Annotated in this window: 11 protein-coding genes and 1 pseudogene; 9 read left to right on the forward strand and 3 right to left on the reverse strand. The window is 64.7% G+C overall.

Translation table 11 applies throughout. The annotated features are described in order from the left end of the window. Positions 1-93: 93 nt before the first annotated feature. From EA798_RS08080 to EA798_RS08090, 3 genes are all read right to left on the reverse strand, one after another. The gene (locus EA798_RS08080; protein WP_106158434.1) at positions 94-771 is read right to left on the reverse strand and encodes a response regulator transcription factor; all 678 of its coding nucleotides are present in this window, start codon (positions 769-771) and stop codon (positions 94-96) included. Between the two features lie 14 nt (positions 772-785). Continuing rightward, positions 786-1,163, reverse strand: a complete 378-nt coding sequence (locus EA798_RS08085) for an SH3 domain-containing protein (RefSeq protein WP_106158435.1) — start codon at positions 1,161-1,163, stop codon at positions 786-788. 75 nt (positions 1,164-1,238) lie between these two features. Further along, on the reverse strand, positions 1,239-1,538 hold the full coding sequence (locus tag EA798_RS08090; protein WP_015276730.1) for a YciI family protein: 300 nt from the start codon (positions 1,536-1,538) through the stop codon (positions 1,239-1,241). A 407-nt stretch (positions 1,539-1,945) separates the two neighbouring features. Between EA798_RS08090 and EA798_RS08095 the strand changes: the two genes are divergently transcribed. From EA798_RS08095 to EA798_RS08135, 9 genes and pseudogenes are all read left to right on the forward strand, one after another. Next, positions 1,946-2,812, forward strand: coding sequence for a PHP domain-containing protein (locus tag EA798_RS08095; protein WP_106158436.1), 867 nt, complete (start codon positions 1,946-1,948; stop codon positions 2,810-2,812). A 13-nt stretch (positions 2,813-2,825) separates the two neighbouring features. Next, on the forward strand, positions 2,826-3,449 hold the full coding sequence (locus tag EA798_RS08100; RefSeq protein WP_106158437.1) for an L-threonylcarbamoyladenylate synthase: 624 nt from the start codon (positions 2,826-2,828) through the stop codon (positions 3,447-3,449). 55 nt (positions 3,450-3,504) lie between these two features. Next, positions 3,505-4,710, forward strand: coding sequence for a tryptophan--tRNA ligase (locus EA798_RS08105; RefSeq protein ID WP_208643717.1), 1,206 nt, complete (start codon positions 3,505-3,507; stop codon positions 4,708-4,710). A 157-nt stretch (positions 4,711-4,867) separates the two neighbouring features. Further along, positions 4,868-5,566 (forward strand): segregation and condensation protein A, encoded by a 699-nt coding sequence (locus EA798_RS08110; RefSeq protein WP_167462919.1) that lies wholly within the window; start codon positions 4,868-4,870, stop codon positions 5,564-5,566. 19 nt (positions 5,567-5,585) lie between these two features. Continuing rightward, a complete protein-coding gene (scpB, locus tag EA798_RS08115) occupies positions 5,586-6,356 on the forward strand; it encodes an SMC-Scp complex subunit ScpB (protein WP_122098601.1) in 771 nt (256 codons plus the stop codon). Positions 6,357-6,528: 172 nt separating this feature from the next. Further along, positions 6,529-8,417 (forward strand): annotated as a pseudogene (locus tag EA798_RS08120) (dihydroxy-acid dehydratase domain-containing protein). Further along, positions 8,414-9,376 (forward strand): glucokinase, encoded by a 963-nt coding sequence (locus EA798_RS08125; protein ID WP_122098602.1) that lies wholly within the window; start codon positions 8,414-8,416, stop codon positions 9,374-9,376. Before EA798_RS08120 ends, EA798_RS08125 begins: the two are co-directional and overlap by 4 nt. A 56-nt stretch (positions 9,377-9,432) precedes the next feature. Continuing rightward, positions 9,433-10,167: a response regulator gene (locus EA798_RS08130; protein ID WP_015276738.1), complete on the forward strand. Its 735-nt coding sequence runs from the start codon at positions 9,433-9,435 to the stop codon at positions 10,165-10,167. Positions 10,168-10,186: 19 nt separating this feature from the next. After that, a complete protein-coding gene (locus EA798_RS08135) occupies positions 10,187-11,602 on the forward strand; it encodes an ATP-binding protein (protein ID WP_167462920.1) in 1,416 nt (471 codons plus the stop codon). Positions 11,603-11,666: the final 64 nt, after the last annotated feature.

An 11,666-nucleotide genomic window follows, 5' to 3' on the forward strand; every position in this document is an offset into this window, starting at 1 on the left:
GAACGCTGTCGGCGGGCTGTGACCGGATGAGTTCAGTCTATGCAGGGCAAGGTCAAGCGCGGTCAGCCCAGGGTAAAGCCTCGGTAAAGACGGTCAGACGGCGTAAAGGTAGCCGCGGCTGCGCAGCGCCACGATGCGTGGGCTGCCGTCGGCGTGGGGGCCAAGCTTGCGCCGCAGGTTGCTGACGTGCATGTCCAGGCTACGGTCGTAGAGGGTGAGCTTGCGGCCCAGTGCATGCTGGGCCAGGGCCTGTTTGTCCATCGGCTCGCCGGGTTGGGCCAGCAGGGCCTCGAGAATGCGACCCTCCGACAACGTCAGGCTGACCTCAGCACCGCCGACACTGGCTATGCCGCGCGCGGGGCTGTAACAGAGATCGCCGAGTTCGACCTGGCTCGGCGTCGCCGGCGGCTGGCTACGGCGCAGAACGGCACGCAGGCGCGCGGTAAGTTCGCGAGGGTCGCATGGCTTGGCCAGGTAATCGTCGGCACCGAGTTCGAGACCCAGAATGCGATCCAGGGGCTCGCCACGGCCGGAAAGCATCAATACCGGCAGCTCCGGATGCTCGCTGCGCAGCTGTTTGAGCAGCTCCAGGCCGCTGCCATCAGGAAGCATCACGTCCAGTACCACCGCCGCCGGTTGGTGCTCTGCGAGTGCCTGGCGCGCACTCTTGCCGTCGTGGCAGGCGTGGGCGACGAAGCCTTCCTGAGCCAGCCAGCTGATCAGCAGCTCGCAAAGCTCCTGGTCGTCGTCGATAAGCAGTAGTTCACTCATGTCGGCTCGATTGATCAGTTGAGCCACTGGCGTCGGCGGCGGCCACGCGAGACCAATAGGCCCAGGGTAAAACTGACGACACCGACTGCACCGCCCACGGCGAACCATTGCTGCTGATCGTTCAGCAGTACCGGCGCCGCTTTCGCCTGCTCGGTTTGCAATTGCAGGCGCAGGCGTCGGTTTTCTTCGCGCAGGCGCAGCAGCAACGCTTGGGTAGTGTCGGCACCCGGCGTCGCGGCCTGTGGTTCAGGCGCGACTTGCATCTCTTCGATGTCGATGGAATCGCTGGATTCGTCTGCTGGAACATGGGGTTCCGGCACCGCTTCCTCGGCGTGTAGTACCGGGGCAAGCAGCATCAGGGCAAGCAACAGGGAGAGCGGTCGTTGACGCATCGGAACTCCTATTTCCTTACGAGGCCGTGGAGCGCCAGCGGCCGGGGCAGATTCGCTATTCCCTGCTGTGTCGGCTCAGGGCAGCACTTTCTTGAACGGCTTGACCACTACGTTCGCGTAAACACCTGCGGCTATATAGGGATCGGCATCGGCCCACTGCTGCGCCGCTTCCAGAGAGTCGAACTCGGCTACAACCAGGCTGCCGCTGAAGCCCGCTTCACCCGGGTCGTTGCTGTCGATGGCCGGGTGCGGACCGGCAAGCACCAGGCGACCTTCGTTCTTCAGCTGCTCCAGGCGCGCGAGGTGCGCCGGGCGGGTGGCGAGGCGGTTCTGCAGGGAGTTCGGGGCGTCAGTGGCGATAACGGCGTACAGCATGGTCGGTCCTCGTTCGCTTCGATGGCTTGAGTAACGCTAAAAGCCCAGGTCAATGGTGAGCTACCGGCAGGTCAGTGGGTAGCGCCCGTGCAGGCGCGCTGGCTGCTGCCGGCGTGCAGCGCGGCATCATAGCAAACCGCGTTTGCCGCGAAAGTGCTGTGCATGTCTGGTAGCCGGTTGATCGCACGCTGGGCTGGATCAGCGGTCGAAGCAGGGGTGGTTTCGCCGCGAACGTGACGGGGCGATGCGGCAACGGCGACGATGCAAGCCAAAGCCACGATGCGGCGTTAGACTAGCCGGCCGTCTGCGCGAGCGCCCAGTTTGATCGGGCCAGGTGAGAAGTTTATCGCCAGGGCTGGACGGCTTTTTTCTCGAGGTCTCAGCACCTCACCGGAGTGCCTTACTAGATGATTGTCGATCTGCATTGCCATAGCACCGCCTCGGATGGCGCGCTGGCACCTGCCATTCTGGTGCAACGCGCTCATGCGCGGGGCATCCAGCTGCTGGCACTCACCGACCACGACACGGTGGACGGTCTTGCCGAGGCGCGGAGCACGGCGCAGGGGCTGGGCATGCAGTTGGTCAATGGCATCGAGCTGTCGTGTCTTTGGAACGGGGCTACCATTCATGTATTGGGCTATGCGTTCGACGCCGAGGCGCCGGCTTTGCAGCAGTCGATCGCGCAGTTGCACGAGGGGCGCTGGCGCCGCGCCGAGCTGATTGCTCAGCGGCTCGAAGCGAAAGGGATGCCCGGTGCGCTCGAAGGGGCTCGAGCGATCCAGCAGGAACTCGGCGATAGCGGCAACGCACCAGCGCGCCCGCACTTCGCTGATTTTCTGGTGCGTGCCGGTCACGTGCGTGATCGCGCCGAGGCATTTCGCAAGTGGCTGGGCTCGGGCAAGCTCGGTGACGTCAAGCAGCACTGGCCAAGCCTTGAGCAGACCGTACAGACCTTGCGCGACTCCGGCGCCTGGATCAGCCTGGCACACCCCTGGCAATATGATTTCACGCGCAGCAAGCGGCGCCGACTGGTCATCGATTTCGCCCAGGCTGGCGGTCATGCGCTGGAAGTGGTCAATGGCATGCAGCCGCTGGAACAGGTTGGCGGTCTGTCCACGCTGGTCCGCGAGCTGGGCCTGATGGCCACGGTCGGTAGTGATTTCCATGCGCCCGGCGACTGGTCGGAGCTTGGGTTGTACCGCAGCCTGCCGGAAGACCTGTCGCCGCTTTGGAGACATTTCGATCATGAGCGCCGCACATCTGCTGCCAGCTGAACAGGGAGTTTCCATGAGCCAGTTCTTTCAGATCCACCCGGACAACCCGCAACCGCGCCTGATCAAGCAGGCCGTGGAGATCATCCGCAAGGGCGGCGTGGTGGTCTATCCGACCGATTCCAGTTATGCCGTTGGCTGCTCGATCGGCAACAAGGCAGGCATCGAGCGCATCCGCCGGCTGCGCCAGCTGGACGACAAGCACAACTTCACTCTGGCCTGCCGCGACCTTTCGCAGCTGGGCCTGTTCGCCAAGGTCGATACCGCCGCCTTTCGCCTGCTCAAGGCGCACCTGCCGGGGCCCTACACCATCATCCTCTCGGCCACCCGCGAAGTGCCGCGCATGTTATTGCACCCCAAGCGCCGCACCATCGGCCTGCGTGTGCCCGCGCAGCCAATCGCCCAGGCGCTGCTGGAAGAGCTCGGTGAGCCGCTGATGAGCGTCAGTCTGATCCTGCCCGGACAGGAGCTGCCGATGAGCGATCCGTACGAGATGCGCGATGTGCTGGAGCACCAGGTAGACCTGATCATCGATGGCGGTTACGGTGGCGTCGAAGCATCGACGGTGGTCAGCCTGGTCGACGACCAGCCCGAGGTGGTGCGGGTCGGTTGTGGCGATCCAGCACCCTTCATGGCCTGAGGCTGAAAGGCAGCGTGCCCGTACACTATCAACTAAGGACACCCTTTTGAGCTCCATGGATTCGCAGCGGCGCGTGGTATCCGGTATGCGCCCGAGTGGTCGGCTTCACCTCGGCCACTACAACGGCGTGCTGAAGAACTGGGTCAGGCTGCAGCACGAGTACGAGTGTTTCTTCTGCATCGTCGACTGGCATGCGCTGACCACCGACTACGAGAACTCCAGCGAAATCTCGCAGAACATCATGGATATGGCGGTGGACTGGCTGGCCGCAGGCGTCAGCCCGAGTTCCGCGACCCTGTTCGTCCAGTCGCAGGTACCCGAGCACGCCGAGCTGCACCTGTTGCTGTCGATGATCTGCCCGTTGGGCTGGCTGGAACGGGTGCCGTCCTACAAGGAGTTGCAGCAGAACCTGCAGCACAAGGACCTGGATACCTACGGCTTCCTCGGCTATCCACTGCTGCAGGCGGCGGACATCCTGATCTATCGTGCCGGGCTGGTGCCGGTCGGTGCCGACCAGCTGCCACATATCGAATTCGCCCGCGACGTGGCGCGGCGCTTCAATCATCTGTACGGTCGCGAAGCGGATTTCGAGGACAAGGCCGAAGCGGCGATCCGCAAGCTCGGCAAGAAGACCTCGCGGCTCTATGTCAGCCTGCGCAAGAGCTATCAGGAGCAGGGTGACGTCGACGCGCTGAACACCGCGCGCGCCATCATCAAGGAGCAGCAGACCATCACCATCGGTGATCAGGAGCGGCTTTACGGCTACCTGGAAGGCTGCGGCAAGCTGTTGCTGCCAGAGCCTCAGGCACTGCTCGGCGAATCGCCGAAGATCTCCGGGCTCGACGGCGGCAAGATGGCAAAATCGAACAGCAACGCCATCTACCTGCGCGACACGCCGAACGAGATCGAGGAGAAGATCCGTCGCATGCCCACCGACCCTGCTCGCGTACATCGCAGCGACCCGGGCGAGCCGACGCGCTGCCCGGTGTGGCAGATGCATCTGGTGCACTCGGGTGAGGATGTCCGCCAATGGGCCGAACAGGGCTGTCGCAGTGCCGGCATCGGCTGCCTGGAATGCAAGGCGCCGCTGATTGATGCCATCAGGTCGGATCTGGCGCCCTTGCAGGAACGCGCGCTGGACTACGAGCAGAATCCCGACCTCGTCCGCAGTATCCTCGCCGAAGGTGCGGAACACGCCCGTGACGAAGCCCGTGAGACGCTGATCGAAGTTCGCCAGGCCATGGGCCTGAATTACCGCTGAGTGGCGCATAAGCAGCCTGCTCCGAAGGATTTCCATGCAGCACACCGAGTCCTCCAGTCCCGAAGCGATCCAGCCCGGCGAGCAGCTACGGCTGGCGCTGGTCTATGGCGAGGCGGTGACCGAGCTGCCGCTTGACCTGTACATCCCGCCGGACGCGCTGGAGGTCTTCCTCGAAGCCTTCGAGGGTCCGCTGGACCTGCTGCTCTACCTGATCCGCAAGCAGAACATCGACATCCTCGACATCCCGGTGGCGGAAATCACCCGGCAGTACATGGGCTACGTCGAGCTGATGAAATCGGTGCGCCTGGAGCTGGCCGCCGAATATCTGGTGATGGCCGCGATGCTCGCCGAGATCAAGTCACGCATGCTGCTGCCGCGCTCGGCAGAGATCGCCGAGGAAGAGGACGATCCGCGCGCGGAGCTGATCCGCAGGCTGCAGGAGTACGAGCGTTTCAAGGCCGCCGCCGAAGACATCGACGAGCTGCCGCGGGTCGGTCGCGACCTGCAGGTGCCGCGTCTCGATGCGCCCGAGGCGCGGGCGCGCAAGCTGCTTCCTGAAGTCAGTCTGGAAGAGTTGCTGGTGTCGATGGCCGAAGTGCTGCGCCGTGCCGACATGTTCGAGAGTCACCAAGTCACCCGCGAAGCGCTGTCGACCCGCGAGCGTATGAGCGAAGTGCTCGAGCGCCTGAAGGGAGGCGGTTTCGTCCCCTTCGTCACGCTGTTCAGGATCGAGGAAGGGCGCCTTGGCGTAGTGGTGACCTTCATGGCGGTGCTCGAGCTGATCAAGGAGTCGCTGGTCGAGCTGGTGCAGAACGAGCCCTTCGCGCCGATCCATGTGCGCAGCCGTACCGAATAGGCATTTGCAGGAGTCAACCGTGGACCTGTCCGATCCCAAGGATCTCGCTTCGCTGCTCGAAGCCTTTCTGCTCGCATCCGGCAAACCGCTTTCCCTGGAGCGCCTCGGCGAACTCTTCGAGGAAGCCGAGCGGCCGTCTTCGGCACAGCTGAAGAAGGCGCTCGAAGTGCTGGAAAAATCCTGCAAGGGCCGCGCGTTCGAGCTCAAGGAGGTCGCCAGCGGTTACCGCCTGCAGGTGCGCCAGCGCTTCTCGCCGTGGGTCGGCCGCCTCTGGGAGGAGCGTCCGCAGCGTTATTCCCGCGCGCTGCTGGAAACCCTGGCGCTGATCGCCTATCGCCAGCCGATCACCCGTGGCGAGATCGAGGACATCCGTGGCGTTGCGGTCAACAGCCAGATCGTCAAGACGTTGCAGGAGCGCGAGTGGATTCGCGTGGTCGGCCATCGTGACGTGCCGGGGCGCCCGGCGATGTTCGCCACGACCCGGCAGTTTCTCGACCATTTCAATCTGAAGAACCTTGATGAGCTGCCGCCGCTTGCAGTGTTGCGTGAGATGGAGCCTGAGCTGCGCCCACTGCTCGACGACGAGGATGCGGCCGTACCCGTCGCCCTGCAGGCCCGCGCCGACGCGACTGTGGACGAGCCGCCGGCGCCCGCGCGGGAGCAGACCAGCTTCCGCAGCCTGCTGGCCGAACTCGACGGCATGGAGCAGGGCCTGAAGACCGACTTCGACGACCTGCTCGAAGCGCAAGCCGCGGACAGCGACCCCGACGAGGAGCAATCGACCCCCTGAGCGAAGGCCTCTCGCCGCGGCGCCAATGGTCTTGCCGCGGCCGGCCGCTGCGGGCGCAGCGCTCCGGCTGCACGTCGTGCGCAACCATTGGCCTTGCGTCCTGTCCGAACGCCAACCGACTCCGTATGGTTTATGGTTGTCGAAGAACAAAATTCCGCAGCAGGAGAGACGCATGCACCCGCGAGTTCTGGAAGTCACCGAGCGCCTGGTCGAGCGCAGCCGCAAGACGCGAGAGCGCTACCTCGCGATGATGGCCGCCGCTGCCAGCGAGGGCCCTCAGCGAGGCGGGCTGCAATGCGCCAACTTTGCCCATGGTGTCGCCGGCTGCAATTCGCCGCAGGACAAGCAGAGCCTGCGCCTGATGAACGCGGCAAACGTCGCAATCGTTTCCGCGTACAACGACATGCTGTCGGCGCATCAGCCCTACGAGCATTTTCCGGAAATGATTCGCCAGGCGCTGCGCGAGATCGGCTCGGTCGGCCAGTTCGCCGGTGGCGTGCCGGCGATGTGCGATGGCGTGACCCAGGGCGAGGCGGGCATGGAAATGAGCCTCGCCAGCCGCGAAGTCATCGCCATGAGCACGGCGGTCGCGCTGTCGCACAACATGTTCGATGCAGCGCTGATGCTCGGCATCTGCGACAAGATCGTCCCCGGCCTGATGATCGGCGCGCTGCGCTTCGGCCATCTGCCGACGATCTTCGTGCCGGGCGGGCCGATGCCCTCGGGGATTCCGAACAAGGCGAAGGCCGAGGTGCGCCAGCGCTACGCCGAGGGCAAGGCCAGCCGCGAGGAGCTGCTGGAATCGGAGATGAAGTCCTATCACAGCCCCGGCACCTGTACCTTCTACGGCACCGCCAACACCAATCAGGTGGTGATGGAAATCATGGGCCTGCACCTGCCGGGCTCCTCGTTCGTCAACCCTTACACGCCCCTGCGCGATGCGCTGACCCGGGAGGCGGCACACCAGGTCACGCGCCTGACCCACCAGGCCGGCAACTACACACCGCTGTGTCAGGTGGTCGACGAGAAATCCATCGTCAATTCGGTGGTCGCGCTCAATGCCACCGGTGGTTCGACCAACCACACCCTGCATATCCCCGCGTTCGCCCGCGCCGCTGGCATCCAGCTGACCTGGCAGGACATGGCCGATCTTTCCGAGGTGGTGCCGACCCTGGCCAAGGTCTACCCCAACGGGCAGGCCGATGTGNTCTTTCCGAGGTGGTGCCGACCCTGGCCAAGGTCTACCCCAACGGGCAGGCCGATGTGAACCATTTCCACGCCTGTGGCGGGGTACCGTTCATGGTGCGCACGCTGCTCGACGCCGGGCTGTTGCATGAGGACGTGCACACCGTGGTCGGCAAAGGTCTTCGGCGCTACATCCAGGAGCCGTTCCTCGAGGGTGACAAGCTGGTCTGGCGCGATGGCCCGGCGCAGAGCCTCGATGAAAACATCCTGCGTCCGGCGGAGCGGCCATTCTCGCCGGAGGGCGGGCTGCGCGTGCTAGAGGGCAACCTCGGCCGCGGCGTGACCAAGATTTCTGCCGTGGCGCCGGAGCACCGAGTGGTCGAGGCGCCGGCGCGGGTATTCATCGACCAGAGCGAGCTGGCCGCTGCATTCAAGGCCGGCGAGCTGGAGCGCGATTTCATTGCCGTGGTGCGTTTCCAGGGGCCGAAAGCCAATGGGATGCCCGAGCTGCACAAGCTCACGCCCTTCCTCGGTGTGCTGCAGGACCGTGGTTACAAGGTCGCGCTGGTCACCGATGGGCGCATGTCCGGCGCCTCCGGCAAGGTGCCGGCAGCCATTCACGTCTGCCCCGAGGCGCTGGACGGCGGGCCGCTGGCGCGGGTGCGCGATGGCGACATTCTCCGCGTCGACGGCGAAACCGGAGAGCTGCTGGCGTTGGTCGATCCCGCCGAGTGGGACGCGCGGGAACCGGCGATTCGACCCGAAGACATGGGCATCGGCTGCGGTCGGGAGCTGTTTGCCTTCATGCGCGCGTCGTTCAGTACCGCAGAGCAGGGCGCCAGTGCCTTTACCGAGAGTCTGGAGGCGCTGAAGTGAAGACGGCGCTGGTTGGAGATATTGGCGGTACCAATGCACGTTTCGCGCTATGGCGCGACCAGCGCATCGAACAGATTCGGGTGATCCCCACGGCCGACCATGCACGGCCGGAGCTGGCGATTCGCGCCTATCTGAGTGAGGTCGATCAGCCGCTGGAAACCCTCGAGGCGGTGTGCCTGGCCTGTGCCGGCCCGGTGGGCGGTGATCTTTTCCGCTTTACCAACAACCATTGGCAGCTGAGCCGCGAAGCGTTCTGCCGCGAGCTGGGCGTGAAGGAGCTATTGCTGATCAACGATTTCACCGCCATGGCCCTCGGCATGACGCGGCTGCACGATGGTGAGCGCATCACGGTTTGCGACGGCGAGCCTGAACCAGGACGGCCGAGGCTGGTCATAGGGCCCGGCACCGGGTTGGGGGTCGCCGGGCTGCTGCCGCTGTCCGGCGGTGGATGGCGCGCGTTGCCCGGAGAGGGCGGACATATCTGCCTGCCGATCGGCAGCGAGCGTGAGGCGGCGATCTGGGCGCATCTGCATCGTTCCCAGGGCCATGTGAATGCCGAGGCGGTGCTCAGCGGGCCGGGGCTGCTGACCCTGTACCGTGCATGCTGTGCGCTGGATGAACAGCAGGTGGCGTTCGATTCGCCCGCAGGTATCACCAAGGCTGCGCTGGCCGGCGACGCTTATGCGACGGCGGTGCTGGAGCAGTTCTGCCGTTGGCTGGGGCGTATCGTCGGCGATAACGTGCTGACCCTCGGCGCCCGTGGCGGCGTTTACATCGTCGGTGGCGTGGTGCCGCGTTTCGCCGAGATCTTCCTGCGCAGCGGTTTCAGCGAGGCGCTGCGCGAGAAGGGGCAGATGAGCCGCTATTTCGATCGCCTGCCGGTCTGGCTGGTGACCGCGCCGTATCCGGGCCTCGAAGGCGCGGGCGTGGCATTGCAACCGTTGTTGGAGGGAGCCTAGGCTGCGACATGGCGGGTCGACGGGTGACCCCATAACAACAAGAAAAGGGACGTGACGTGAGCCAAGCAGGTAAGAACATCCTTCTGGTCGACGACGATCAGGAAATCCGCGAACTGTTGCAGACCTATCTCAGCCGCTCGGGCTTTCAGGTCCGCGGTGTGCCGGACGGCGGTGAGTTTCGCGCTGCCCTGTGTGCCGAGCCGGCCGATCTGGTGATTCTCGACGTGATGCTGCCCGACGAGGACGGCTTCAGTCTCTGTCGCTGGATTCGTCAGCACGAACGGTTGGCTTCCATGCCGATCATCATGCTGACGGCGAGCTCCGACGAGGCGGACCGGGTGATCGGCCTTGAGCTCGGCGCCGACGATTACCTGGGCAAGCCCTTCAGTCCGCGCGAGCTGCTGGCGCGGATCAAGGCATTGCTGCGGCGGGTCAGCTTCGCCCAGGAACGCGGCAGCGATGTGCTGGCCTTCGACGAGTGGCGCCTGGACATGATCAGCCATCGTCTCTTCCATGCCGACGGCGAGGAAGTCTTTCTCTCCGGTGCCGATTTCGCCCTGCTCAAGCTGTTTCTCGACCATCCGCAGCAGATCCTCGACCGCGACACCATCGCCAATGCCACCCGTGGTCGCGAGGTGATGCCGCTGGAGCGCATCGTCGACATGGCGGTCAGCCGTTTGCGCCAGCGGCTGCGAGACACCGGCAAGTCGCCGCGATTGATCCGTACCGTACGTGGCAGCGGCTATCTGTTGGCTACCCAGGTGACGCCGCACCATGAATCTGCGCACTGAGCGGCGGCGCCCGCGGCTGGTGCCGCGCTCGCTGCTCGGGCGCATGCTGTTATTGACCCTGTTGGCGGTGTTGTTGGCCCAAGGCCTGTCGAGCCTGATCTGGTTGTCACAACTGCGCGCCAGCCAGATGGAAGGCCTGCTCACCAGCGCCCGCAGCCTGGCGCAGTCGATGGCGGCCAGCGTCAGCTATTTCCGTTCCCTGCCGCTGGGCTACCGCCCGCTGGTGCTCGACCAATTGCGCAGCATGGGCGGCACGCGCTTCTTCGTCTCGCTCAACGACAAGCCGCTGGACATGAAGATTCTTCCGGAAACGCCGCGCAAGCGGGCCGTCCTGCATGAGGTCGAGCAGGTGTTGCGTCAACGGCTTGGTGGCCAGGTGGATCTGACCATCGAGTTCGTCAGCCCGGATGACCTGCGCATCTTCAACAGCGGCATCAAGCTCGACGAACTGCCGCGCTCCTGGGCGCATTACGCGCTGGGGCTGGAGCCACTGTCACCGCCGGTGCTAGTGACGCAGATCCAGATCGCCCCGCAGGAATGGCTCTACCTCGCATCGCTGATGCCGGCACCCTACGTCAGCCTGGAAGACGAGGGCCTGCCGATTCAGCAGCTGTGGTTCATCGTGCTGACCAGCGCCTTCCTGCTGCTGTTCATCGGCCTGCTGGTGCGCTGGCAGAGCCGGCCGCTGAAGCGCCTGGCCAAGGCGGCGCGGGAGATGTCGGTAGGCGGCGAGGTACGGCCGCTGACCGAGGCTGGAGCCAGCGAGATCGTCGAGGTGAGTCGCGCCTTCAACAACATGCGCGAGCGCATCAGCCGCTACCTGACCGAACGCGGCCAGTTGTTCAGTGCGATTTCCCACGACCTGCGCACGCCCATCACGCGGCTGCGTCTGCGGGTCGAGCTGCTGGAGGATGAAGCCCAGCAGATCAAGTTCACCCGTGACCTCGACGAACTGGAATTGCTGGTCAAGGGTGCGTTGCAATGCGTGAAGGACACCGATATCCACGAGAACGTCGAGGCAGTGGATCTCAATCTGCTGCTCGAGCATATCGTCGAGCCGTATCAGGCCTGTGACCACACTCGGGTAACCCTGGACGGCCAGGCGTCGGCGCCTTATCCGGGCAAACCGCTGGCGCTCAAGCGCTGCATTGGCAATTTGCTGGATAACGCCTTGAAGTACGGTGAGCGCGCCCACCTGCATGTCGAGGATGGCAAGGCGGCGCTGGTGTTGCATGTCGATGATGAGGGCCCCGGCGTGCCGGAACAGCGTCTCGAACAGGTCTTCGAGCCCCACGTGCGGCTCTCGGGGCAGCAGCAGGGCTACGGGCTGGGCCTGGGTATCGCGCGCAACATCGCCCATGCCCACGGCGGCGAGCTGAGCATGCGCAATCTGCAGCAGGGAGGGCTGAGGGTAACCCTGACTCTGCCGCGCTGAGTCCTGCGTCCACCCCGCGTTACCTGACGCGTCCCTTTGTAACGGCCTTGTGACCATCGGCCAT

The organism is Pseudomonas songnenensis (assembly GCF_003696315.1).
Classification (GTDB): domain Bacteria; phylum Pseudomonadota; class Gammaproteobacteria; order Pseudomonadales; family Pseudomonadaceae; genus Stutzerimonas; species Stutzerimonas songnenensis.